Origin of the sequence: Pseudomonas sp. COW5 (assembly GCF_026240005.1) — a bacterium.
Taxonomy (GTDB): domain Bacteria; phylum Pseudomonadota; class Gammaproteobacteria; order Pseudomonadales; family Pseudomonadaceae; genus Aquipseudomonas; species Aquipseudomonas kribbensis.
Window position 1 is genome coordinate 5,472,475 of sequence record NZ_JAPHVP010000001.1, and the last position, 23,809, is coordinate 5,496,283.

Genomic DNA, 23,809 nt, shown 5'->3' on the forward strand with positions numbered 1-23,809 from the left:
AACATTACGTTTGTGCACGTCGGGGGGCGGTGAAGAACATGTGAAAATTTCGCGAGAGTCGATAAAACCCAACTAATCCGGTGTTTGATAACCAGACTCAAATACCCTTTTTTTACCGGCCAGTCTTAACAAATGTTTATGTTTGCGGTGAAGCTGCGCAGGTTCGGTCAATGTCGCTGTCTTTGACCGTGAAGTCTGAATTCAGCAGTGGAGTCATCGACCCGAATGGATCTCAAGCAAAGCCTGACGAAACGGATCGTCATCGTGTTCGCTTTGATGAGCGCTCTCGTCGCCGGGGTGTTTGCGCTGGGCATTGTCGCCGCCGTGCACGTCGTCGAGCACCGGCTGGCCACCAGCACCTTGAGCGGCGGCCTGCACCGCCTGCTGGCCATGGAAGACATCAATCGCTGGAGCCATCAGCCGGAAAAGAGCGAGTTGTTTTTCTTCGAAGGCGGCCCCGGCGCTATGGCTCTTATTCCCTCGCTGGCGTCACTGGCACCCGGTTTTCAGGAAATCAGCTTCGATGGCGATGATTTCTTTGCCATGGTCGAGGTGGTCGGTGGACGCAAATATGTGTTGTTGCGCGATCAGGAAAGCCTCGAACAGCGCGAGCGATTGCTGTTCATCGTGGTTACGGTCGGTTTTGTCCTGAGTGTTCTGCTGGCGCTCGTACTTGGCCGGTTACTGGCTCGACGGGTGATGGCGCCGGTCATACGTCTGGCGCGTCAGGTGCGCCATCGCGATCAGTTGCTGGTGCTGGCGCCTCCGCTGCACCCGGACTATGCCGCAGACGAAGTGGGCGAGCTGGCGCTGTCGTTCGACCAGACCTTGGGCCGCCTGCGTGAAACCCTGAGCCGCGAAAAACTGTTCACCAGCGATGTCAGCCATGAACTGCGCACGCCGTTGATGGTGCTTTGCGGTTCTTGCGAGCTGTTGCTCGCCAATCCGTCGCTCGATGCCCGTTCAACGGCGCAGGTCAATCGCATCGCCCGGGCCAGCCACGAGATGCGCCAACTGGTGGATACCTTCCTGATGCTGGCTCGCGCCGAGGACGATACCGGCAGCGATATCTGCGTCACGCTCAAGGACGTCGCGGATGCCCAGAGCGAGATCTGGGGCCGACTGATTCGTGAAAAGGGCCTGGAGTTTTTCTACGAGGTGGAGCAGCCGTGCATGGAACGCTTCAACCTGACGTTCCTGCAATCGGTCATGGGCAACCTGTTGCGCAATGCCTGGCACTACACTGATCACGGGTTCGTCCGGTTGACCCTGACCGGCAACGGTTTTGTGGTGGAAGACAGCGGCATCGGCATCCCGGAGGAACAGCGTCAGGCAGTGTTCCAGCCGTTCGTGCGTGGTGACGAGGGCCGCGGCGAGGGCCTTGGCCTGGGGTTGTCGCTGGTGCAGCGGATCTGCAAGCGCCAGCACTGGCGGGTGCAGTTGAGCAGCGGCCAGTCCAGCGGCAGCCGCTTCAGCGTGGAATTGAAGCCGGCGGCTCAGGACGGCGGGCAGCCGCGCGCATTGCCCGCGGCCTGACGGATCAGCTCGGCAAGGCGTTTGACGTTGTTCTGCTGAGCGTTCACCAGATCGTCGATGCTCGATCCGGACGGCGTCTGCAGAATCGAGCGGCAGGTGAGCAGACCGCTATCGCCCGCGTCGGCCGGACGCAGGCGCCATTTCACGTCCATCAATCCGTATTGCCCGGGAATCGAATCGAAACGCTGCACATCGATGCGCACTGACGTTTTGCGCGAGACTCCAGCGTTGCTCAATTGATCCACCAACGCACTGCGCAGCTCATCGCCGAGGCTCGCGCCCCACCATTGGGTTTCCAGAATCGCCAGGCCGCTGTTGCCCTGGCGGATGACGATTTGCGGCCGGTCGACCTGGGGCGGCACGCTGATGCTTTCAATCGCGATGTCCTGTCCGGATCGGCCAGGCATCGGCTGTGCCGAGGTCAGGGTGTGGAAACTGATCGGGTCGCTGCGACAGGCACCCAGCAGCAGGCACGCGGCGAGCACGGTGAACTTCAGCGGTAAAGCCATGGCAAAGCTCCTGTGCTCAATTGCGCGGCGGTCCCTTGAGATCCAGCGGCGCGGCGTTGTCGGGGCGACCGCGAATCAGCGATTCCGGATGGCGTCCGAGGTAATCCGACAGTTCACGCAGCGAACGCGACATGCGCCCGAGTTCGTCGAGGGTCTGGGTGAGTTTCTCTCGCTGCGGCGAATCTTCGGCCAGGGTCGAGTTGGCCGATTGCAGGGTCTTGCTCACGTCTGCCAGGGTGTTCTGCACACTGGGCAGCGTCTTGGTGTTGAACTGGCTCAGGCTTTTGCGCAGTTCGACGAGGTTGCCGTCGAGATTGCCGGCAATGCGTTCCACCGGCAGTTTGTTGAGCTTGTCGACCATCGCCTCGAGTTTTTCCTGCAACTGTTCGAGGCTGCCGGGAATGGTCGGAATGACGATCGGACGCGCCGTCGGGTCAAACGCGACTTTTTCGGCTTTCGGGAAAAAATCCAGGGCGATGTACAGCTGACCGGTCAGCAGGTTGCCGCTGCGGGCCTGGGCGCGCAGACCGTTGTCGACGAAGGTGCCGATCAGGCGCACGGCGGCGGCTTCGTCTTCCGGGTTGTGGTGGAGCACCTTGAGCATCTTTTCGTGGGCCCGTCCGAGGCGTTGTGGGTAGATCACGATGCCGACGTTGACCGGGAAACTGCGTTTCTTCTCGTCGTAGTCCAGGTTGATGCTCACCACGCGGCCGATTTCCATGCCGAGGAATTCGACCGGCGCATCAACCTTGAGACCGCGCATGGCCTGATCGAAACGCAGGCTCAGGTACTGCGGCTTGCCGGCGGGCGGGGCGAGGGCGGTCTGCTGGTCGTCGAACAGATCGAAGGATTTTTCATCCGCTGCCGCCACATCGTTGGGGCTGTAATCCGGCGCGCGGAAGGCAATGCCACCAACCAGCAAGGTGGAAAGCGATTCGGTCTTCACCGCAAAACCATTGGCGCCGACGTTCACGTCTATACCGCTGGCGTTCCAGAACCGGGTGTTCTCGGTAACGAAGGCATCGTTCGGCGCGTGAATGAACACTTCGATATTCACCCCTTTGCCATCGGGATCGAGTGCGTAGGCCACGACCTGACCGACCGGAATCTTGCGGTAATAGACCGGAGAGCCGATGTCCAGCGAGCCCAGATCCGAGGAGTGCAGGTTGAAGCGTCTGCCCGGTTCGCCATAGGTGATCGGCGGCGGGTTTTCCAGGCCCTTGAAGTATTTGCCGCGCGAATCGGACTGGCCGATGTCGGCACCGATGTAGTCACCCGAAAGCAGCGTATCGATACCCGATACACCGCCAGCACCGATACGTGGGCGTACCACCCAGAATTTGGAGTCTTCGCGGGTAAAGGTTTCGGCCTGCTTGGCCAGTTTGATCGTGGCGTTGACACTCTTCTGGTCGTCGGCCAGCTCGACGTCCGAGACCTGGCCGACCACCACGTTGCGGTATTTGACTTCGGTCTTGTTGGCGGTCAGACCGCTGCCGGTCTTGAAGGTGACGACGATGGTCGGGCCTTCCTGCATCAGGTTGTGCACCACCAGCGAAATGCCCACCAGTACCGCGACGATCGGCACGATCCACACCAGCGAAATGCTGAAGCGCCGGGTCTTGACCGGTGCCTGGCCGGGTGCTCGCGGTTGATCGGCGGCTGACGACTCCATCCATGACCTCCAGAGTGTGTTGGGCACTGAGCGTCAGGAACGCAAAAGCACTTCATCAATATAGAAGTGCTTTGCGATAGAGCAAATCGGCGAGCCTCAGCCCAGCATTTCCCGCAGGCGATACCAGAACATGCCCAGTGCCAGCAGCGGCGAGCGCAACGCCGGGCCGCCGGGGAAGGTCATGTGCGGTACGCCGCTGAACACGTCCATGCCCTGGCTGTGGCCGGCATGAATCGCTTCGCCCAGCAACTTGGCGCACCAGTGGGTGACGTTCAGGCCATGGCCGGAATAGCCCTGGGCGTAGAACACGTTCGGATGCTGTTTGAGCCGTCCGACCTGCGGGAAACGATTGGCGGTGATGCCGATCTTGCCGCCCCACTGAAACTCGATGCCCACGTCCGCCAGTTGCGGGAATACCTTGAGCATCTTCGGTCGCATGTAGGCGGCGATGTCCGCCGGATCCCGGCCGGAATAGTGGCAGGCACCGCCGAACAGCAGGCGCCGGTCCGCCGAGAGCCGGTAATAGTCGAGGCCGACTTTCTGGTCGCAGAGCGCGAGGTTCTGCGGGATCAGCTCGGCGGCGCGTTCCCTGGACAAGGGCTCGGTGGCGATGATGTAGCTGCCGGCGGGCAGGACTTTACCGCTGAGCTGTTGCTCAAGCTCATCCAGATGCGCGTTGCAACCGAGCACCAGACTGCCGGCGCGCACCGTGCCTGAAGCGCAGCGCACTTGCACCGTCGTGCCATGGACGATCTCCAGCACCGGGCTCTGCTCGAAAATCCGCACCCCGAGCGACGCTGCCAGACGTGCTTCGCCCTGCACCAGGTCGAGCGGGTGCAGATGGCCCGACCCCATGTCGATCAGGCCTCCTTTATAGACACCCGAATTGACGACTTGCCGACGCATGTCTTCAGGGCCGACCAGTCGCGTTGCATGGGCATAACCCGAAGCCGCGAGACTGTCCTGTTCAGCCTTGAACGCCTCGAACTGCGCCGGGGTGTTGGCCAGTTCACAGAAGCCCCAGCGCAGGTCGCACTCGATGACGTTGTCTTCGATGCGTCGGCGCACCAGCTCCACCGAGTCGACGCCGGCCTGTTGCAGGTAGCGCACGCCTTCGGCGCCGACATGACGGGCGAAGCCCTCGACTTCATGGCCGATGCCACGGATCAACTGGCCGCCGTTGCGCCCGCTGGCGCCCCAACCGATGCGCCGGCCTTCGAGCAGCACCACCGAGAGGCCACGCTGGGCCAGCTCGATGGCGGTATTGACGCCGGTGAAGCCGCCGCCGATCACGCAGACATCGGCGATCAGGTCAGCTTCAAGTGCAGGGTATTGCGTGCTCGCCCGAGCCGAAGCGGCGTAGTAGGAGCGAGCGTGTTCCTGGGTGTACTGATTCATTTGTTCGACTTCACTTTGCTCCAGGAACGGGTCATCAGACGCATGATCGACTGGGGCGGGGTGGTGGAAATATAGAGTTTGTCGAGCACTTCCTGAGGCGGATAAACCTCAGGATTGCTGACCAGTGCCACGTCCATGTATTGCTTGGCCGGCGGGTTCGGGTTGGCGTAGCCGACCGAGGCGCTGACCTTGGCGATCACCTGCGGATCGAGCAGGTAATTGATGAAGGCGTGGGCTTCCTTGGTGTTGCCGGCATCGGCGGGAATCGCCAGCAGGTCGAACCACAGGTTCGCGCCTTCCTTTGGAATCGCATAGGCGATGTTCACACCGTTCTTCGCTTCTTTGGCGCGGTTGGCCGCCTGGAACACGTCACCGGAATAACCGAACGCCACACAGATGTCGCCGTTGGCCAGGTCCGACACATATTTCGACGAGTGGAAGTAGGTGATGTACGGGCGGATGCTCAGCAGCTTGGCTTCGGCTTTCTTGAAGTCTTCCGGGTTCTCGCTGCGCGGGTCCATGCCCATGTAGTTGAGGACGGCCGGGAACACTTCGTCCGCCGAGTCCATCATCGACACGCCGCACTGGGTGAGTTTCTTCAGGTTCTCCGGCTCGAACAGCACAGCCCAGGAATCGATGTGGTCGACGCCCAGCACCTGTTTGACCTTGTCGACGTTGTAGCCGATGCCGTTGGTGCCCCACAGGTACGGCACCGAGTGTTCGTTGCCCGGATCATTCTTTTCAAGAAGGGCCAGCAGTTTCGGGTCGAGGTTCTTCCAGTTCGGAAGTTGCGAACGGTCCAGTTTGAGGAACGCGCCGGCCTTCACCTGGCGGGCCAGGAAGTGGTTGGAGGGAACCACCACGTCATAACCGGTGCGACCGGCGAGCAGTTTGCCTTCGAGGGTTTCATTGGAGTCGAAAACGTCGTAGATCACCTTGATGCCACTGCCGGCCTGAAAGTCGGCGAGGGTGGTCGGACCGATGTAATCGGTCCAGTTGTAGACGCTGACCTGGGGTTGGGCTTGCGCACCGGCACTGCAAGCCAGGGCCAGAGCGGCGGGAATCAGGGATTTCAACAGACGCATATCGACACCTCTTCGAATTATTGGATTTTTCAGGTGATTCTCTGGTGTGCCATCGCGAGCAGGCTCACTCCCACGGGGGAATGCATTTCAAATGTGGGAGCGAGCCTGCTCGCGATAGCGATGGATCAGTCAATGAAGGTCTCAGACGCTCAGCAACAGGAACTCACGCTCCCAGGAGCTGATCACGCGCTTGAAGTTTTCATGCTCGGCACGTTTCACCGCCACGTAGCCACGCACAAACTTGCTGCCCAGGTATTCGGCGACGGTGTCGCACTCTTCCATCTGGGTCAGGGCCTCTTCGATGGTGATCGGCAGGCGCAGATTGCGGCGTTCATAGGCGCGGCCTTCGACGGCAGCGCTTGGCTCGATGCCCTCGACCATGCCGATGTAGCCGCACAGCAGGCTTGCGGCAATCGCCAGATACGGGTTGGCATCAGCGCCGGGCAGACGGTTTTCCACGCGCATCGCCTCAGGCCCGGAAGTCGGAACCCGCAGGCCCACAGTGCGGTTTTCTTCACCCCACTCGACGTTGACCGGTGCCGAAGTGTCCGGCAGGAAGCGGCGGAACGAGTTCACGTTGGGCGCAAACATCGGCAGCACTTTTGGAATGAGTTTCTGCAGACCACCGATGTGATGACGGAACAGGTCGCTCATGCTGCCGTCGGCGTTGGCGAAAATCGGTTTGCCGGTGGCGATTTCCACCACGCTCTGGTGCAGGTGCATGGCGCTGCCGGGTTCATCGCCAATCGGCTTGGCCATGAAGGTCGCGGTGACGTTGTGCTTGAGTGCAGCTTCACGCAGGGTGCGCTTGAACACGGTGATCTGGTCGGCCAGATCCAGCGCGTCGCCGTGGCGGAAGTTGATTTCCATCTGCGCCGGGCCGTCTTCGTGGATCAGCGTGTCGAGATCCAGGCCTTGCAGTTCGCACCAGTCGTAGACGTCTTCGAACAGCGGATCGAATTCGTTGGCCGCGTCGATGGAGAACGATTGACGACCGCTTTCAGCACGGCCGGAACGACCCAGCGGTGCCTTCAAAGGCAAGTCCGGATCTTCGCAACGCTGGGTCAGGTAGAACTCCATCTCCGGCGCCACTATCGGCTTCCAGCCCTTGTCGGTGTACAGCTGCAAGACTTTCTTCAGCACGTTGCGCGGCGACAGTTCGATCGGGTTGCCGAACTTGTCGAAGGTGTCGTGGATCACGATGGCCGTCGGTTCGATGGCCCATGGCACCACGTACACCGCATCGCTCACCGGTTTGCAGACCATGTCGATGTCGGCCGGGTCGAGCAGGTCGTAGTAGATGTCGTCGTCGACAAAATCCCCGGTTACCGTTTGCAGCAGCACACTTTCCGGCAGGCGCATGCCTCGCTCATGCAGGAACTTGTTGGTCGGTGCAATTTTGCCGCGGGCGATGCCGGTCAGGTCGCTGACCACACATTCCACTTCGGTAATCTTGTGATCTTTCAGCCATGTGAACAGCTGATCGAAAGGGGCATTCATAAAGACCTCGTCGTTGGTTTTATTGACGCGGGGGAAATGCGATTTCATCTTTCGCAGGCTTCCCCTGTGGCGCGTTGACGACTATCTTGGGCGGGCCTTGCCGTTCCATCTATCCACTTTCAGCAGCACCAAAGCGCACCAAAAGAGTGCGCAAGGTCTCCCATGACAACGTGTAATCCGCTACAGGTTCAAGCTTTCAACACCGCCGATGTCGCCGAACAGATTCGCGCCACACCGGGCTGGGTCCAGCATTACCAGCAGATGTCGCCGGGGCATTTCGCCGGGCAAATCCGCTATCTGGACCTGGAAGGCGTGGAGGTCTACGAAGAACAGATGAACACCCGTGTGGAGCAGAATTTCAGTGCGCCCTCGGGGTCTCTGGCGTTCTGTTTCGATCGCAGTGACAACGCGCTCTATCTGCTGAACGAAGAGAGCCGCAACATCTGGATCACCCCGGAGAACTACCAGGAAATCGCCGTGGTGTTCGGCCCCGAGTTCGTCCGCCGCAACGGTCTGGACGTGGCCCGGCTGGAGGGCCTGTTCATGGCGCCGCTCAACGGCGCGCAGAACGCGCTGTTCAGCCGCTGGTTGAGCTCGACTCTCACGAAGTTGTCGCAAACCCTTGATCAGCCAAGCAAAGAAGCACTGACCCAACAGTTGCTGGAGGACTGCCTGTTCATCCTCGATAACGCCCGGGTGTGTCTGGACAGCAGCGGTTTGCAGCGCCGCGCCGAAGAGCGGCAAACCATGAAGCGCGTGGGGGAATGGGCGGCGGATTCGCCGGAAGAAACCCTCAATCTGCTGGAACTGGCCCAGGTGGCCGGGGTGTCGTTGCGACAGTTGCAGCAGACGTTCAAGGCCTACACCGGGATGTCACCGACTCAGTGGTTGCGTTTGCGCCGGCTCAACAGTGCCCGCCGGGAACTGCTCAAGGGAGCCGCTTCAGGCACCACGGTGGCCGAAGTGGCGATGAACTGGTCGTTCTGGCATCTGGGGCGGTTTTCCAATAGCTATCGGGCGCTGTTCAATGAGTTGCCGAGTGAGACATTGAAGCGATCGTGCCGCTAACGGACGGGATACATCCTTTCAAACGCCGTTCCTGAGCAACTGGCCGAGCGCCTCCAGCTCACCCTTCTCCACATCGGAAACCAGCACGAAGCGCATGTGGCCAGCCTGCCAGGAAACCACGTTGAAACCGCGAATCGTCTGGCTCTGCGAGGGTTTGTCGGTGTCCGTCGTCGGCAGGATGAACACATTGATGATGTGTTTGGCCCGGCCGTAACTCAGGGCGGCGGTGGCCTGGTGTTGCAGGTAATCGAGCCGCCCGCCGAGCAATGGAAAACCCTGTGCCGAGTAGTCAACGACGGGGGGCGAGAAGTCGAGTTTGCCGGTGAACCAGGGTTTTACGGTGTGGCGGTCGGACGACACCACATCGTTCAAGTGAGCGCCCATCAATGAGCGCACGTGGCTGGAGACGGCTTCGTCCATCAACGGCTGTTCGCTGCCCGGTGTTGCCACGTAAAGCACCATCGCCAGGGCCAGGGCCGCTGCTGAAATTGCCGGGGCGAACCATTTTCGCCAGCGTTCGAACGGGCTCGACGAAGCCGGCGCAACGGCGGCAAGCACGCTGGCCGTCAGTGATGCCGGCGCGGAGTAATACTGCGCATGGCGCTTCACACTGACCTTCAACAGTTTTGCCTCATCATGCAGCCGCGCGCAGTCAGCGCAGGTGGCCAGATGCGCAGCGACATCCGCCGCCATCGCCGGATCAAGCTCCTGGTCCAGATAGCCCTGCAGTTGTGTCTGGCAAACCGTGCAGTGGAGTTCATTCATGATCGTGCAACTTCAGTAGTTCGAGCTTGAGCATGGCGCGGGCCCGGGCCAGCCTCGACATGACGGTGCCGATGGGAATGTCGACCACCAGCGCGATGTCCTTGTAGGGCAAGTCTTCGAGTTCCTTGAGCACAATGACCTCGCGAAACGCCGGCGGCAAGGCACTCAAGGCTTGCTGGAGCAACGCCGCGTTTTCCGTGTGAATGGCCAACAGTTCCGGGCTCTGGCCGTGACTCAGCGCGCCGTCGATATCACCGGTTTCGTCATCGATGGCGACCCAGTGGCGCCCGGCCGAAGCCTTGAGCCAGGTGTAGCTTTCGTTACGCACGATGGTCAGGAACCAGGCCTTGGCGTTGCCATCGGCAAATCGCTGCAAAAACCGGAAGGCGCGCAAGGCGCTTTCCTGCACGACATCCCGTGCAGCGGCGTCGTTGCCCGTGATCCAGCGCGCGAGGTTGTAAGCCGCGTCCAGGTGCGGCGCAATCAGTTCCTCGAATCGATTCATAGTGGCTTCCGCACCGTCACACCCCTATAACCGTGATGCGTCGTGTTTTATTCCCTGAAAAGAATTTGTTTTGCGGCGTGGAATAAACGCCCGGACCGCAAAGTTCTCTCTGGTGTCAGCTACATCACTGTAGTCCGCCAGCGAGGACCTACCGATGGACAATCAAACAAAACATCCACTGCGCACCGACGGCTTTCTGAGCAACCCGGACCGGCGAACGCTGCTCAAATGCTCGGCGTGGGCCGGGGCCGGGGTCCTCTGGGCCCTGAGTGGCGGCATTCCCAGAGCCTTTGCGATGGATGAGGCGGGCAACGTCAGCGATCCCAAGGCGTTGGCCAGCACTTTTCATTTCGTGCAGATCAGCGATTCGCACATCGGCTTCAACAAGGAAGCCAATCCGGAGCCGGTGAAGACCCTGCAAGTGGCGATCGACAAGGTCATCGCGCTGCCGAAACGGCCGTCGCTGATCCTGCACACCGGCGACATCACCCACCTGTCCAAGGCCGAAGAATTCGACACCGCGGCGCAAGTGCTCAAAGGCCTGCCGTCCACCGTGCATTACATCCCCGGCGAACACGACACCCTCGACGAGGGCGGCGGCAAGCTCTATCTCGAACGTTACGGCAAGGGCACCAAAGGCAACGGCTGGTACAGCTTCGATGACCATGGCGTGCATTTCATCGCGCTGGTCAATGTCTTCAACTTCCAGGCCGGACACGAAGCCAACCTCGGCGCCGATCAACTGGCGTGGCTGGCCGATGATTTGCGCGCGGTATCGACCAGTACGCCGATCGTGGTGTTCACCCACATTCCGCTGTGGACGATCTATCAGCCCTGGGGATGGGGCACCGAGGATGGCGATCAGGCGATCGCGATGCTGCGCAAGTATGGCTCGGTGACGGTGTTGAACGGGCATATCCATCAGGTGATCCAGAAAGTCGAAGGCAACATCACCTTCCACACCGCCCGTGGCACGGCCTATCCGCAACCGGCACCGGGCGCGGCTCCGTCACCGGGGCCGATGACGGTGGCGGCCGATCAGTTGCGCAACTATCTGGGGATCACCGAAGTGCGGGCGACACAGGGCGATCATCCGTTGGCGCTGATCGATTCGACACTGGTCTAGGGGAGGGCGGCTCAATGAAAGCGCGACTGTTGGCAGTGCTGTGCCTGTTTTTGTCGATGCCGGTATGGGCGCAGGAGGTGAAAGTCGACATCAAGGCGTTCATGTTCGGCCCCAAGGACCTGACCGTGGCCGTCGGCACCAAGGTGACGTGGGTCAATGACGACCAGATCCCGCACACGGTGGCCGAAACCCACAAGGTGTTCCGCTCGGGGGCGCTGGACACCAATGACAGTTTTTCCTGGGTGTTCAATACGCCGGGCGAGTTCGAGTATTTCTGCGTACTGCATCCGCAGATGATCGGCAAAATTGTGGTGACTCAGTAAACAGAGGGCGCGGCTCTCACAGGGCCGCGCCTTTTTCCATCTGTTTTCAGAGCTGAACCCGACGCAGCCTGCCGTTCAATGCAACCACCTTGTTATCCGGCGTGGGCAACGGTCGCCCCGTCAACCCCATGCCTTCGCTCACCAGCACCGCGTCCTGCACCAGGCACAGGTTGGACGGGGTATCCAGGTCCCGGGCGAGTACGGTCACTTCGCTGGTTTGCAGATTGCAGCTCAACAGTCGCCCGCTGAACCGGGTAAATCCGCCATGCAGGGTTTCGCCATTCCAGTCAGGCGGCAGCGGTTGTTGCAGACGGCTGCAAAGCTCCAGCACCAACACATTTCCTTGCGGACACAGCGCCAGTCCGGTGGGCAGTTGCAGGCCGCGAATCAGCACTTCGATCCGGCCGGTGTCGGGCCAGACCCGGATCACCTGGCCGGCCTGATTGTCAAAGTCGATGCCTTTGCGGGCCGGGTCGCTTTGCAGCTCACCGGAAAACAGGCTGATCAGCACCGCGTCTGTCGTCGGTTCGTACACCAGCGTGACGGGGACGGCTTCCTGGCCCATGTCCAGATCCGGCAACTGCACCAATACCTGTTCATCCTCGCCGCGGCTGAATTCCACCAGTTGGTTGGTATCGGGTTTGACCGCCAGCCAGCTGCGGCGGGTCGGGTGATAACACAGCGCATTCAGATTGCCCCGACTGTGAAACACAGGCTCCGGCGGGGTGTATTGCAGATCCAGCAGTTTCGAACCCGCGACATAGTCGGTCTGGCTGACCAGGCAGCGACCGTCACCGCAGGCGATGTCCGACAGACCCATGATTTCGTCGCGCAGCATGCGGGCCTGCATGTTCATCGAACGAAAACCCTGAGCCACGGTTTCGCGAGCGAGCCAGGCGCCGGGGTGGAGCGGGTCAGGTTGCAATCGGCTGATGCGGCCGCTGAACTTCTGGTCCGGCAGGCCCGAACCAGCCTCGACCAACAGCAGGCTGCCATCGGCTTGCAGGCAGGCGCCACGCGGGTTCAGCAAGCCTTCGGCGATGATGGTGCTCGGGCGCAGCGTCTCGCGGGGGCGCGCAGGAATATGAACAGTCATAGGTTTTTCTCCATGGGCCGAGGGGCGCGATTATTGCGGTGGTTGCCACGGTTCGCCCGTGAGATAGGCCCGCAACAACGCCCGCTGACAAGGCGACATCGACCTCACCACGGGCATGAACAGCGTCGTGCCTTTGTAGGCATCCGAGGTTCGGGCGAGGATCGGGTTCTTTGCGCCCATGATCGCGTCGGGCTGGTTCAGCGGGATGTAGCGGGACATGGCCGGGAAGGCCAGATAGTGAAAACGCAGGACGTTCGGGTACATCTGTTCCCAGGTGATGGTGGTGCCTCTGGGGATGCCGAAGTCGGTCTGGGCGTATTTGCGGAAGTTGGTGAAATAGGTGCCGCTGTCCTGACCGTTGACGGTGTAGGTCAGGGCGACGAATCCGGCGAGGGGCGCTGCGGCGGGTTTTACGTTGACGGAGAACGTGACGGACAACTGACCGGGGCTCACCGTCAGCGCAGGGGGAAAATAAAGGAAGTCGCAGTAACGCTGTTGCGTGTAATACGGCCCCGAGGGCCCGGCGGTGAGATCGATTTCGGTTGTACTGGTCACCGCAGCCCCCAGATACCGGACCTGCAGCGTAATCGACAGACCTTGCGGGTAGTCCTCGGTATAGACACTGCGTTGATCCGCGTAGATCCGATAGACAGACTCCGTGGCCTGCAACGTAGTCCCGGCGACCGAGTCGGGGGCGCTGATGGCCAGCGGCGAGGATCTGACCGCCGACTGTTGGGCTGTATTGAGCGGCAGATCGACAATGCCGCCATACACGTAATAGTCGAACAGGGGACTGCTGGTCGGATCGAGTGTGCCCAGGGTGGTCTCGCCGGCTGCCACGGTGACAGTGCCGTAATTGCCATTAGGTCCAATAGGGCTGGTGATGTCATCCCGGACGGCCCTGAACGTCTGTTTCGGAATGATGTTGACCATGTCGACGCTCAGCATGGCCGGGTTGCTCAGGTCGGCGTAACCCGTGCCGCCCGTGCCCTGATTGACGATCTGACGGCCCGCCTGACAGTCCAGCGGCTCATTGGCGAACGCCGGCGCCAATGTGCCGATGACCCGGCCGATGCTCGGGTTCGGGGTGTCCCTGCCGGCGGCATAATCGGCTTGCAACTGGGGTGTGGTCATCGTCGGGCACATTTCGAACATCACGAAGCGCAGGACGATACCGGTGGCACCCGGAGCCTGGATGATTGATCGCAAGCCGGCGCTGTTCTGGTTCCAGCTGACAATGCTGCTCAGCGGGAAGGTCAACTGGAAGGTGCCACTGATACGGCAGGAACCGGGTGCATCCAGCTCCTTCGGCGTTGGCTGCAGCACCCGCTTGCCGAGATCCAGGCTGCTGCAGACTGCATTGTCGTGAATCAGCAACTGGATGTTGCTGCTGCCACCGATTTGCAGGCCACCGACAAATATCTGGGTGGTGGTGGTCGAGGTGGGGTCGAGGTCGACCATCATCGGGCCTGAAACCGGCTTCTGTCCGGTCACCGGGTCCACGGAACCCAGCAGATAGACCGGCTGGCCCACCAGATCCCCGGTGGTACTGACGCTGCCCGGGCTGCCCTGAGAACTGATCAGCGCATTCTGCATGTCGACGACATGTTGCCCGTAATGATTCCAGCCACCGGCGGTGTAGTAGTCGCCCGTAGGCGCATTGATCATGCTGTTCAACTGATCGTCGGTATAGGACCGGGCCCCCGATGCCAGGGTCGAAGTGGTCAGGTCAAAGATCGGCCAGTTGTCATCGCCGTCATAAGGAATGGTCGGTGAGTTGTTCGGCAGGCTGACATCCGTGCGGATGCCGCCCCAGAAATTCAGTCGCGGGCCGTTGAGGATGCTCATGATTTATTTCCCGTCCTTGATGGTTTTGCCGAGCGGCGAGTTGGCGAATTTGAACAGGTAGGAGTAATCGGACTTGTACGGGCTCTTGACCGGGGTCGCCATGGAATGGCAGTTCATGCAGCTGCTGTTGGGCTGGATGTAGCTTTCCATGGTCACGTTGGCCGAGAGTGCCGGCGTCGGCTGGCCCAGCGGGTTGCTCGGGTTGTCAGGCATCAGCGGGCGCTGGGTGGTGATGAGCTGGTAGTACTTCAACACGCTGTTTTGCAGCCCCGGATCGGCCTGGTAACTGGCGTTGATCTGGTTGGTGATGTCGGCGATCGGCGTGACCCGGTTCAGCGGGTTCGGGGTCTGGAACGTGGTGCCGGGTTTGGGCACACAGACCTGATGCGGGCCCTGAGTCTGCCAGTCGCACGGCGACTGGTTGAGGGATGCGGCAGGCGCAGCGGCGTTGAAGTAGGAATAGGCTGTGCCCGCGACCGGCTGATCGACCCATTGGCCGTTCACCAGTGCCTTGGGCGGAACGTTGTCGACCTGTTCGAACGTCGACCAGATCCACTGCGGATAACCGTTGGCCTTGGTGATGATGTGCAGGCCGACCAGCCCCAGAAACGCCTCGGTGACACCGTTTTTCTGGCCCTGCTCATCGAAGGTCGCCACCCGGGCGAGCATGGTCAGGTAACGGCTGGCGTTGTCATGGGGAGTGAGGATGCGCCAGCTCGACTTGATCTCGATGACACCCCACGGAAACGTGATGTTGTTGGCTTTGGAGACGACGTCGGCGTTATAGAAGTTGTTGCCCACGATGTAGTTGTATGAAGTCTCGTTGGCCGAAATATCGTAGTAGGTCGGGTTTTTCGCCTGATCGATCAGCCAGCCGCCGACCGCCTGATCGACGGCGTTCACCTGAGCGCTGTTTTTCAAAGAGGCGATGTTGATGATGTTGAAGCTTTTTGCGAGTTGCGGGGAATTCCACGGCCCCGGATTGGCGGCGTTCGGCAGAAAGATTTCCCCCACGGTCTTGTAGGTCTGCCAGACGGTGTAGCCGGCCGCACCGGGCTGTTTGGTGCAGTCGGGATTGCCGCGCTGCCCGCTCTTTGCCGGCCAGCTCAGGGCGATGAACATCTGCCAGCTGTATTGATCGAACTGATCCTGACCGGCCGTGGCGGCCGGTGCGGTGCTCGGCGGCTGGCAGTTCAACTGGCTGGCCTGCATCGATGGCATGGCTTGTTCCCTGGCCAGCGCCGGGAGGCTGGCCAGACCCAGCAACATCACGGAAAAACAGAGTGTGGTTTTCATGGCGATCCTTCGTCGTTGATCACGGTTTACGCTGCATGAGCTTGTTCCACTGCGCCTTCTGGCCGTTGCTCTGCGAAGCCGGCGGTTCGAACAACTGGCAGGGTGGCGGGTTCGACGGGCACATGGCGGCGACCTGCGCCCAGGTCTGTTTCGGGTCGGGTTTGGCGATGCGGAAGTCGGTGTAGTTCTGGCTCACGATCGGTGCGTTGGCGACGCTGGTATCGCCGGAAAAGAAGAACGACTGCGGCGGCCGGTAGGGCGGTTGCCCCGACATCTTTTTGTAGAAGGCGTAGCCGAACAGGATCGGGCCTTGTGGCGAGTCGAGATCCAGGGCGTAGGCCTGCACGCTGCCATCGAGATTCTTGCTGCGCGCGGCGCTGTAGGGCAGGTGTTCGATGAAGTCCTGCCGAGGCGGATGATTCATCGGCGAAAACATGCAGCAGGCCGGCATGTCTTTCGGGCGATCCTGCGGATAGGTCAGGAAATACGCCTTGTTGCCCAGGGACACGAACGTGCAGGTGTAGTTGTTGTTCTTGATCGGGAAGATCGGCAGGCAGTATTTCTCGTAGTGCTCCATCATCGCGCCGAAGCCGTCGCCGTCCGGCGGGATGTAGGTGGTGTCGTAATAGCTCGTCCCCCGGGAGACGGTGTAGTCCGCAGGCTTCAGGGTCGTTGGCGGGTTGCTGTAGGGCGGCGGGTTGTTTTCGTAGTTGTGCATCACCCGGTACATGGTCCAGTTACTGATCCAGAACGCCGGGAAGAACGGGTCGGAAGGCTCACCCGGATTGCGTTTGGCGATGCAATTGCCGTTCTGTTCATTGCACCCCAGCGTGTTGTGTACGCCATTGGTGAAGTAGACGGCGCCGCTGTCCTGGGCGAATGCAGACGGGCAAAACAACAGGATCAACAGCAACAGACGGTTCAAGAGGCTGACGTTCATGGGTCACTCCCTGGCAAGGCGCACTGCGGGCGCGAGGCCCGCAGTGGCTCACCTTTCCTGATGGATCAGAGGTCGTCGTAATCGCTCATCTTGAGTTGCATGGGCGGGAAGTTGCGCTTGACCAGTTTCTGCGCCCACAACTCCAGCACGGCGCGACGGCTCTGCGACAAGTCGCGGGTGATGGGCATCGCGAGGGTGCTTTCTTCCTGGTACTCCTTGCTGATCAGCCGGATCAACTGATCGACAGCGCCTTCCACCCGCGTGCGGGAGTTGAGCGGCATGAACTTGTTCATGATCGGGTACAGGTAGTAGAAGGTCTTGAGCACCCTTGGGTAGATGAACTCATCCCAGATCGCTTCGGGCGCATCCTTGTTCTTGTAGATCTCGTTCCAGAAGTTGACGAAGTCCTGCTGCAGCTGCATGTCCAGAGGCAGGACGCGCAGCGGGGCGAGGAAGTCGGTCTGGGCGTCCGTGAGCGCGAAACTGAAAGGGATGTCCGGGTCGCTGGTGTCCTCCTTGACGATGAAACGCAGCGTAGGGAAACCCGGGGCCACAGCCTTGAAACTCACCTGGGCGATGCCGTTGGCGTCGGTGGTGGTGGCGACGTAGGAGTAATCCACCGTCTGATCGTTATCCAGCGTTCCGCTGGTGTAGACGCCGGCGTCGAATTGCAGGCAAGGGGTCAGGGGGACCGTGATCGGTTTACTTGAGCCATTCATGAATGACTGATAACTGACCTCAACGCCCACCGGTTTGTCTTTGGTTTCCAGATTGACCAGTCGACGACCGCTGCCGGTGGCAAGGTAGTTCGCTACAGGCGCCGTGCCCTTGAACTGTGGCAGGTTGGCGGTGTTTTTGTTGCGGTCTGCGTTGTCGTAGAACAGCGTGAAGTCGGGGTTATTCAGGAACGTCAGGTAGTAGTCGCTGGTGGTCACGTTGTAGGGGTTGCCGTATTCCACCACCCAGAGTGTGGTGTTGGCGGCCGGTTGACCATTTTTCTGCACCATGATGTTCAGCGTCTTGTGATCGTTCACGTCGACGAAGGTGCCGCTTTCTACCACCTCGGCGGTCCAGACTTGCTGAACGGCGGCTTTCACGGGGCCTGATGAAGTCTTTTGCTGCAGCTCCAGCGGGCCGGATTGCAGGGTGGTCGCTTGCGTGGCGCTGAGGGGGATATCCAGCAGGCCCGAACGCTTATCGAAGGCCGACTGTCGGTACTGCTCGAAACCAATGTCGACCACCGGCACGAAATTCCCGTTCTGCGATACGCCCAGCTTGAAGTCGCCGGCCTGGAACTTCTCGGCCGTCAGGACATCGGCGGTCTTGTCCAGCGGATAGAACGGGAACGTGTTGGCTAGATCCAGCGACAGGGTGTTGTTGGTGATCTGCGCCGAGGTCACACCCAGATTGGTGCTTGTCGGCTCAGGCATGTCGGGGCTTGTGACCATGATCTTCTGGGCGCTGACCAGACGCGGGCCGGCGGGCGCCGTCGGGTATTCGTGGTCGAACCACAGACCCAGGGTCGCGACGGTACGGTTGTAGGCGGGGTTGAAGAAAATATCGGAAACGTTGTCCAGCCCCTTCTGATACATCGCCTTCAAACGGGCCTGCGCCGATGGGACATTGTCGCGGGTGTCGACGTACGGGAAGTCGTTGAACACACCGTTCCTGTCGTAACAGGTGAGGTACGTGGCGAACCTGAACATCAGGCCCTGAGCATTTTGAGCCTCCATCTGATGCTGGAGATTGCTCAGCAGGACGGAATCGCCAATGACCCATTCCAGATTGTCCCGGGGAAAGCAGGTCTGCCAGGTGGTGGTGACATGCACCAGCCCACGGAAGTCGCCGGCCCAATTGAACGTCAGGAAGCGGTCGAGCATCCGGTATTGCCGGTTCAACGTCAGGCCACAGGTGGCATCTCCCAGCTGCAACTTGTCGAAGTACAGCGCCGTGAAGGTGTTCTGCCACGGGCTGATATCGACGAAGCGGGCGGCGGTCGGGGTATTGCTGCCAAAGGGATTGCCGAGCAACTGGAAGTCCCTGCCGACCAGCGCGTCCTGAGCAATGTAGGTGTTGGCCTGCAACTCGCCGCCAATAATGGTCGAGCGGGTACTCTGGTAACTCACTGTCCCGCAGGCGTTGTCGCCAAACAGGTCCCATTCGGCGGGTATGAACGGGAAGGTGTTCGGGCCTCCGTTGCCCGGAACCTGCTGTACATAGGGCGGCAGATTATTCTGCTCCAAGGGTGAAATGATCCAGGGCATCAGGGTGGTGGGAGCGTTCTCCTGGGTGATGTCGTAGTAGCGGGTAAACGGCCAGTTGATATCCATCTTCACCGCGTCATACAGCGGCAGCACGTCGTTGTTGTTGGCCGTCGGCGGGTTCCAGAACATATGGCCGTTGAGGTAGATCCGGGGGAAATTCAATACGCTCATGTCGTGCTCCTTAGCGTTGCCACTGGGCGCGCTTCAGCGACCAGACAAAGTCCAGTTTTTTGTAGCCTTCGAAGTCGGAGGCCGGCAGCGGAGTGGTCGGGTAGACGATGCCGCCATCCTGTTTCATGGCGAAGTTGTAGTAGCCCTTGTCGTTCGAGTAGGCCGCGGTGCCGTGGCAGGCCAGACAGGACGAGGTGTTCTGGAACGCCGACTCCAGCTGCGAGTTGGCCAGCACCTGGGTGACGGGCTGGAACTCGACTCCGATCAGTTCGTATTTCGATAGCGTCGGGTTGCTGGCCTGGAAGCTGACGTTCACCGGTTTGGCGGTCGGAGTCGGCCCGGTGGTGTTGGTCATCGGCGTCGGTGTGGGGGCGTTGGTCACCGTGTACTTGCTGTTGTTGACGTTTTCGAAGGTGGTCCAGACCCAGTTGGCGTCCAGCTTGTTGACCACATGCAGCCCGCTCAACGCTGCATAGCCGACCTGATAGGTGCCGTCATCCTGCTCGTAATAAGCCTGACCAATGTAGTAACCGTCGTTGGCCAGGGTTTGCCGGTAGGTGGTGTCCGAGCCGATCCACAGCCACGCGGCCTTCAACTCCCACGCGGTGGCCGGGAAGTCCAGGTTGTCCGGCAGCGCGGCCTGACCGTTCATGTTGTAGACCTGACGCTGCACGATGTAATCGAAGGTGTCCTGACCCATCAGCAGTTGAAAACGCACCGGGTTGCCTTTCTGAGAAGCAGGCACAGCGCCGCCCATGTGCAGCGCCAGGCCATCGACCTGTTGCGTGGCATTGATGTTGTGGAAGGTCCGGTTCAGGTCCATCCCCAGCGTTCGGGCCTGTGTCAGTACCTCGGTCGGAGGCGGCACGGGGCTGGCGTAGGCGCCGGGCGCAGCGCCATCGGGCAGGTAGACCTGGTCCGAAGGCTTCATGGTTTCCCACACCCGGTTGCTGGCCTGGGTGGGGCTGAACTGGTTCAGACAGACGAACCAGTTCCAGGCCATGGTTTCGGGACTCTGCTGGAACGCGGCCCGGGTCTTGGCAATGTCGGTTCCAAACTTGAGGAATTGGTTGCAATCGAAACTGTTGGTGTCCTGTGCCTGAGCCAAACCGGCCAGTGCACTGAGAACGGTTAAAGAAATGGCTCGCCGCATGGAAGCTCCTTGGCATTGGCCGAGTGGTGGTAGAGGTGCCCCAGAAAATGCTGAAGGAGCAGTTGTTTCACTGCCGTGGCCGCCAGGGTTTGCGGCAGCGGCAGATCGCAATTGGTGATGAGCAGCGGGCCGGTTTCCTCGCGCTCGGGCAGGCGGCCGTGACTGCCCCGGACCAGTCCGGTGTCCAGTGGAATCAGGTCCATGTAGTAACGGAAACCGAGTTTTTTCTGCAGCAGGCGGCGCGCGACTCGCAGTTTCGGGAAGCGAATGGCCGGGTCGATGAACAGCTCCAGCGGGTCGTAGCCGGGCTTGCGGTGGATGTCCACGGTGCGGGCAAAGTCCGGGGCCTTGCGATCGTCGAACCAGTAGTAGTAATCGAACCAGTAACCCGCGGCGGCCACGGCCACCAGTTCGCCGCTGCGCGGGTGATCCAGTGCAAAGGCCCGTTGCTCGGCCTTGTCCAGCACCTGCTCGATACCGGGTTGGCGCTGCAGCAACGCTTTGACGCGGGGAATGTCCCGAGCGTTCTTCACGTAGACATGGGCGATCTGGTGATCGGCCACGGCAAACGCAGCACTGGCGCCGGGGTCGAGCAGTTCCCAGGTCAGCGACTGGCGTACTTCCAGCAAACCTTCCGAGCGCAGCACGCGGTTGATGGACACTGATTGGTTGACCGCTTCGATCCCGTATTCCGACAGCAACATCACCGCCGCGCCTTGTTGATCGGCGAACGCCAGCAGACGCCCGACTTCCTTATCGATGGCCCGCACCTCATCGGCAATCGACGGATGATCGGGCCCCACGCGCTGCAAGCTGTAGTCGAGGTGCGGCAGGTAGATCAATTGCAGGTCGGGCCGATTGAGCTGGAATTCGGCGATGGCGCAATTGACGATCCAGCGGCTCGACGCAATGCCCGCCGCCGGACCCCAGAACCCCGGAAAGGGAAACTCGCCAATCTGCCGTTCGATGGTTTCGTGCAACGAAGCGGGCGACGAATACAGGCCGAACAATTTGCGGCCATCGGCGGGGTAGTGCGGACGCGGGGTGATGGCGGCGTCCACGTCGGCGTACATGTTGTACCACCAGAACAACTGGCTGCAGCGAAACCCCGGGATCTCACGCTTGAGTGTTTCCCAGACCTTTTCCCCCTGGATCAACGCATTGGGCTGTAGCCAGAACTTCACTTCGGCCTGATCGCGAAAATACCAGCCGTTGCCGACGATGCCGTGTTCGGACGGCGGCCGTCCGGTGAGGATCGAGGCCTGTACCGACGAGGTGACGGCCGGATACACCGGTTGCAGGCTGGCCATTTTTGCGGTTTTGAGCAGGGCATTGATGTTCGGGGTCGCGTCGCCCAGCAACGCCGGCGTCAGCCCGACCACGTTGATCAGCAGCAGCGGTTGGCGTGGTTGTTCAGAGGGCATCGGCGTAGGTCTCCTGCGCTTGTGGCTGCAACAGTTGCCGTTGGCGCAACTGCTCCTCGACCCATTTCAGTTCCGCCGCGATGCCCTGCAGCTGGGCGTGTTCGGTGGTCGGGCGCAGTTGGGCGGGAAGGACGCCCCAGCTGTAGGTTTCCACCTCCAGCACGGGGCGAAACTCCCGATGGTCGGCGAGATAGTCGAAGGTCTGCGCCAGGGCGATCTGACTGCCGCTCAGCTCGGGCAACACCAGCTGTTCGCTGAACAGCGGGATATGGAAATGAATACGCAACTCGGCATGGCGATCCGGGTGCTTCGCGCAATCGTCGAGGGCGGCGGGCAGGTCCGCCCAGGCCACCAAGCGGTCCTGCGCGTCCAGCGCCTTCACCTGATGCAGGTAGGTGGTTTCGCAAAAGTCGCGCAAGGTCTTGAGGACCCGTTCGCGGCGGCTGTCGTCCGCAGAGGGCAGGCGACAGACCAGGGCATTGGACAGCTGGATCTTGCCGATGGGTACCCGCGCCTGACGCAGCCTGACCAGCGAGCGATAGCAGTCTTCGAACATCACGGCCTGGTGGCAGACGTCAAAACACAGCGCCAGATACTCATGGTGCGGATCGGTGGTTTGCCAGCGGCGGAAGAAGGCGATGGCCTGATCGGTGTTTTCCAGCACGCAGTCCGGTTCCATCTCCAGACAGAACACGATTTTCTTGCCGGTCTCCCGATGCAGCCTGGCGAGTGCAGTCGTGAGTTCGCGCAATTGAAACTCGGCACGTTGTTGCAGTGTCGGGCTCCAGGTGGCGGCGTATCCCAGCGGCACGGTGGAAATCACCCCTTGATGACAGTCCGCCGGCAACGCCTGAGCGAGGATCTGCGCCAGTTCGAGGCTGTACGCCAGGCGCTTTGGCTCGGCCCAGCTGGGCAGGTACACGGCGGCTTTCACAGCCCCCTCATGAAACTGTCCGTAGGGAAAACCGTTGAGCGAGGTCAGTCGCAGTCCACTGCGTTGCAGCAGGCCGAGGAACTCCGCACGCGCGGATTTCTGCTGTAACCCGGTGGCGGCGAGGGCGCTGATCCACAGTCCACTGTCCTGTTGTTTCAACCCGCGTTGTGCGCGCACGCCCTGAAAGTGCTGTTCGATGGAGGCCTTCAGCCTGGCCAGGTCATGGGTCGGGTGCACGTTGCTGCAATACCCGACCTGCGCGGCAGCCCAACCCATGCCGGCACTCATTTGATCACCGGCTCCTGCCCGCGCAGGGCAGAGTTATCCTGCCATTGCCGGCGCTGATCGATGGGCAGCGGCGTGCTGATCAGGGTTTTGTCCAACTGGCCGCTCTGGGCGAAAAAATCCACCGGGTTGTGGAACAGCACTTGTTCGACCTGGGCCTCGCTGAAACCCGCCGCCAACATCGCCTGACCGGTTTTCGGCACTTTGAGCGGATCGCTGATGCCCCAGTCGGCGGCGCTGTTGACCACCATCTTCTCGGTGCCGTACTCCTGGAGCAGGGCGACCATGCGCTGTTCCGACATTTTGGTGTTGGGGTAGATCGAGTGACCGCGCCAGCAGTCGCTGTCCAGTACCAGCGGCAACGTCAGTTCGTTGAGGTGATCGATGATCACCAGATTTTCGTTGATTCCCACCTCGCGAATCACCGCCAGCGTGCGCTTGGTGCCGCCGATCTTGTCGCGGTGCGGCGTGTGCACCAGCACCGGCAGATTGAATTGTCTGGCCAGTTCCAGCTGTGCGGCGAGAAAACGGTCTTCCTCGGGCGTAATGTCGTCGTAGCCGATTTCACCGACCGCCACCACGCCGTCCTTCACCAGATAACGCGGCAGGATCTCCAGCACTTCGTTGGCCACCGACAAATCATTGGCCTCCTTGGGATTGAGGCCGATGGTGCAGAAGTGATGGATGCCGAACATGCTGGCGCGAAAGCGCTCCCAGCCCAGCAGGGTGTCGAAGTAATCAATGAAACTGCCGACGCTGGTGCGGGCCTGACCCTGCCAGAACGCCGGTTCGATCACCCCGGTAATGCCGGCGGCGGCCATGTTCTGGTAGTCGTCGGTGGTGCGGCTGACCATGTGAATATGCGGATCGAAATACTTGGGCATGGTGAATCCTCGTCAAGGGAAAGGAGA

20 protein-coding genes are annotated in these 23,809 nt (G+C 60.8%); 4 read left to right on the plus strand and 16 right to left on the minus strand.

Annotated features, from left to right (window positions below):
• Positions 1-225: 225 nt before the first annotated feature.
• Positions 226-1,536, plus strand: a complete 1,311-nt coding sequence (locus OQ248_RS24995; RefSeq protein WP_265814407.1) for a HAMP domain-containing sensor histidine kinase — start codon at positions 226-228, stop codon at positions 1,534-1,536.
• On the opposite strand, the gene OQ248_RS25000 is transcribed toward OQ248_RS24995, so the two are convergent.
• The 5 genes from OQ248_RS25000 to OQ248_RS25020 form a co-directional block, all read right to left on the minus strand.
• Positions 1,497-2,045 (minus strand): PqiC family protein, encoded by a 549-nt coding sequence (locus tag OQ248_RS25000; RefSeq protein ID WP_265814408.1) that lies wholly within the window; start codon positions 2,043-2,045, stop codon positions 1,497-1,499. The two genes, OQ248_RS24995 and OQ248_RS25000, sit on opposite strands and share 40 nt — an antisense overlap.
• A 16-nt stretch (positions 2,046-2,061) precedes the next feature.
• Complete coding sequence (locus OQ248_RS25005) at positions 2,062-3,717, minus strand: MlaD family protein (RefSeq protein ID WP_265814409.1); 1,656 nt, start codon at positions 3,715-3,717, stop codon at positions 2,062-2,064.
• A gap of 96 nt (positions 3,718-3,813) precedes the next feature.
• The gene (locus OQ248_RS25010; RefSeq protein WP_265814410.1) at positions 3,814-5,115 is read right to left on the minus strand and encodes an FAD-binding oxidoreductase; all 1,302 of its coding nucleotides are present in this window, start codon (positions 5,113-5,115) and stop codon (positions 3,814-3,816) included.
• Positions 5,112-6,200 (minus strand): polyamine ABC transporter substrate-binding protein, encoded by a 1,089-nt coding sequence (locus tag OQ248_RS25015; RefSeq protein ID WP_265814411.1) that lies wholly within the window; start codon positions 6,198-6,200, stop codon positions 5,112-5,114. Before OQ248_RS25015 ends, OQ248_RS25010 begins: the two co-directional genes overlap by 4 nt.
• A 141-nt stretch (positions 6,201-6,341) precedes the next feature.
• Positions 6,342-7,700, minus strand: coding sequence for a glutamine synthetase family protein (locus tag OQ248_RS25020; protein ID WP_065257395.1), 1,359 nt, complete (start codon positions 7,698-7,700; stop codon positions 6,342-6,344).
• 162 nt (positions 7,701-7,862) lie between these two features.
• Between OQ248_RS25020 and OQ248_RS25025 the strand changes: the two genes are divergently transcribed.
• Entirely contained in the window at positions 7,863-8,768 is a 906-nt protein-coding gene (locus OQ248_RS25025; RefSeq protein ID WP_265814412.1) for a helix-turn-helix domain-containing protein, read from the plus strand.
• A gap of 18 nt (positions 8,769-8,786) precedes the next feature.
• Here OQ248_RS25025 and OQ248_RS25030 read toward each other — a convergent pair whose 3' ends face one another.
• Positions 8,787-9,533, minus strand: a complete 747-nt coding sequence (locus OQ248_RS25030; protein ID WP_265814413.1) for an anti-sigma factor — start codon at positions 9,531-9,533, stop codon at positions 8,787-8,789.
• Complete coding sequence (locus OQ248_RS25035; protein WP_265814414.1) at positions 9,526-10,038, minus strand: sigma-70 family RNA polymerase sigma factor; 513 nt, start codon at positions 10,036-10,038, stop codon at positions 9,526-9,528. Before OQ248_RS25035 ends, OQ248_RS25030 begins: the two co-directional genes overlap by 8 nt.
• Positions 10,039-10,192: 154 nt before the next feature.
• Between OQ248_RS25035 and OQ248_RS25040 the strand changes: the two genes are divergently transcribed.
• A complete protein-coding gene (locus OQ248_RS25040; protein ID WP_265814415.1) occupies positions 10,193-11,164 on the plus strand; it encodes a metallophosphoesterase in 972 nt (323 codons plus the stop codon).
• A gap of 14 nt (positions 11,165-11,178) precedes the next feature.
• The gene (locus OQ248_RS25045; RefSeq protein WP_265814416.1) at positions 11,179-11,487 is read left to right on the plus strand and encodes a cupredoxin family copper-binding protein; all 309 of its coding nucleotides are present in this window, start codon (positions 11,179-11,181) and stop codon (positions 11,485-11,487) included.
• Between the two features lie 46 nt (positions 11,488-11,533).
• Here the strand turns inward: OQ248_RS25045 and OQ248_RS25050 are convergent, their stop codons facing one another.
• The 9 genes from OQ248_RS25050 to OQ248_RS25090 form a co-directional block, all read right to left on the minus strand.
• Positions 11,534-12,583 (minus strand): hypothetical protein, encoded by a 1,050-nt coding sequence (locus OQ248_RS25050; RefSeq protein ID WP_265814417.1) that lies wholly within the window; start codon positions 12,581-12,583, stop codon positions 11,534-11,536.
• Positions 12,584-12,613: 30 nt separating this feature from the next.
• Entirely contained in the window at positions 12,614-14,431 is a 1,818-nt protein-coding gene (locus OQ248_RS25055) for a hypothetical protein (protein ID WP_265814418.1), read from the minus strand.
• Positions 14,432-14,434: 3 nt separating this feature from the next.
• Positions 14,435-15,727, minus strand: a complete 1,293-nt coding sequence (locus OQ248_RS25060; protein ID WP_265814419.1) for a hypothetical protein — start codon at positions 15,725-15,727, stop codon at positions 14,435-14,437.
• A 19-nt stretch (positions 15,728-15,746) separates the two neighbouring features.
• Positions 15,747-16,667 carry a hypothetical protein gene (locus tag OQ248_RS25065; RefSeq protein WP_265814420.1) on the minus strand — a complete coding sequence of 307 codons (921 nt, stop codon included), beginning with the start codon at positions 16,665-16,667 and terminating at the stop codon, positions 15,747-15,749.
• 65 nt (positions 16,668-16,732) lie between these two features.
• On the minus strand, positions 16,733-19,102 hold the full coding sequence (locus OQ248_RS25070) for a hypothetical protein (RefSeq protein ID WP_265814421.1): 2,370 nt from the start codon (positions 19,100-19,102) through the stop codon (positions 16,733-16,735).
• Positions 19,103-19,112: 10 nt separating this feature from the next.
• Positions 19,113-20,255: a hypothetical protein gene (locus tag OQ248_RS25075; RefSeq protein ID WP_265814422.1), complete on the minus strand. Its 1,143-nt coding sequence runs from the start codon at positions 20,253-20,255 to the stop codon at positions 19,113-19,115.
• Entirely contained in the window at positions 20,234-21,679 is a 1,446-nt protein-coding gene (locus tag OQ248_RS25080; RefSeq protein WP_265814423.1) for a nucleotide pyrophosphatase/phosphodiesterase family protein, read from the minus strand. Before OQ248_RS25080 ends, OQ248_RS25075 begins: the two co-directional genes overlap by 22 nt.
• A complete protein-coding gene (eboE, locus tag OQ248_RS25085) occupies positions 21,669-22,901 on the minus strand; it encodes a metabolite traffic protein EboE (RefSeq protein WP_265814424.1) in 1,233 nt (410 codons plus the stop codon). The genes OQ248_RS25080 and eboE overlap by 11 nt, the downstream gene beginning before the upstream one ends.
• Positions 22,898-23,782 (minus strand): TatD family hydrolase, encoded by an 885-nt coding sequence (locus OQ248_RS25090; protein WP_085709939.1) that lies wholly within the window; start codon positions 23,780-23,782, stop codon positions 22,898-22,900. Before OQ248_RS25090 ends, eboE begins: the two co-directional genes overlap by 4 nt.
• Between the last annotated feature and the right edge of the window lie 27 nt (positions 23,783-23,809).

What these genes read in the sequence shown, in the direction of transcription:
- OQ248_RS24995 (WP_265814407.1), top strand. Translation starts at nt 226, where the DNA reads ATGGATCTCAAGCAAAGCCTGACGAAACGGATCGTCATCGTGTTCGCT.
- OQ248_RS25000 (WP_265814408.1), bottom strand. Translation starts at nt 2,045, where the DNA reads ATGGCTTTACCGCTGAAGTTCACCGTGCTCGCCGCGTGCCTGCTGCTG.
- OQ248_RS25005 (WP_265814409.1), bottom strand. Translation starts at nt 3,717, where the DNA reads ATGGAGTCGTCAGCCGCCGATCAACCGCGAGCACCCGGCCAGGCACCG.
- OQ248_RS25010 (WP_265814410.1), bottom strand. Translation starts at nt 5,115, where the DNA reads ATGAATCAGTACACCCAGGAACACGCTCGCTCCTACTACGCCGCTTCG.
- OQ248_RS25015 (WP_265814411.1), bottom strand. Translation starts at nt 6,200, where the DNA reads ATGCGTCTGTTGAAATCCCTGATTCCCGCCGCTCTGGCCCTGGCTTGC.
- OQ248_RS25020 (WP_065257395.1), bottom strand. Translation starts at nt 7,700, where the DNA reads ATGAATGCCCCTTTCGATCAGCTGTTCACATGGCTGAAAGATCACAAG.
- OQ248_RS25025 (WP_265814412.1), top strand. Translation starts at nt 7,863, where the DNA reads ATGACAACGTGTAATCCGCTACAGGTTCAAGCTTTCAACACCGCCGAT.
- OQ248_RS25030 (WP_265814413.1), bottom strand. Translation starts at nt 9,533, where the DNA reads ATGAATGAACTCCACTGCACGGTTTGCCAGACACAACTGCAGGGCTAT.
- OQ248_RS25035 (WP_265814414.1), bottom strand. Translation starts at nt 10,038, where the DNA reads ATGAATCGATTCGAGGAACTGATTGCGCCGCACCTGGACGCGGCTTAC.
- OQ248_RS25040 (WP_265814415.1), top strand. Translation starts at nt 10,193, where the DNA reads ATGGACAATCAAACAAAACATCCACTGCGCACCGACGGCTTTCTGAGC.
- OQ248_RS25045 (WP_265814416.1), top strand. Translation starts at nt 11,179, where the DNA reads ATGAAAGCGCGACTGTTGGCAGTGCTGTGCCTGTTTTTGTCGATGCCG.
- OQ248_RS25050 (WP_265814417.1), bottom strand. Translation starts at nt 12,583, where the DNA reads ATGACTGTTCATATTCCTGCGCGCCCCCGCGAGACGCTGCGCCCGAGC.
- OQ248_RS25055 (WP_265814418.1), bottom strand. Translation starts at nt 14,431, where the DNA reads ATGAGCATCCTCAACGGCCCGCGACTGAATTTCTGGGGCGGCATCCGC.
- OQ248_RS25060 (WP_265814419.1), bottom strand. Translation starts at nt 15,727, where the DNA reads ATGAAAACCACACTCTGTTTTTCCGTGATGTTGCTGGGTCTGGCCAGC.
- OQ248_RS25065 (WP_265814420.1), bottom strand. Translation starts at nt 16,667, where the DNA reads ATGAACGTCAGCCTCTTGAACCGTCTGTTGCTGTTGATCCTGTTGTTT.
- OQ248_RS25070 (WP_265814421.1), bottom strand. Translation starts at nt 19,102, where the DNA reads ATGAGCGTATTGAATTTCCCCCGGATCTACCTCAACGGCCATATGTTC.
- OQ248_RS25075 (WP_265814422.1), bottom strand. Translation starts at nt 20,255, where the DNA reads ATGCGGCGAGCCATTTCTTTAACCGTTCTCAGTGCACTGGCCGGTTTG.
- OQ248_RS25080 (WP_265814423.1), bottom strand. Translation starts at nt 21,679, where the DNA reads ATGCCCTCTGAACAACCACGCCAACCGCTGCTGCTGATCAACGTGGTC.
- eboE (WP_265814424.1), bottom strand. Translation starts at nt 22,901, where the DNA reads ATGAGTGCCGGCATGGGTTGGGCTGCCGCGCAGGTCGGGTATTGCAGC.
- OQ248_RS25090 (WP_085709939.1), bottom strand. Translation starts at nt 23,782, where the DNA reads ATGCCCAAGTATTTCGATCCGCATATTCACATGGTCAGCCGCACCACC.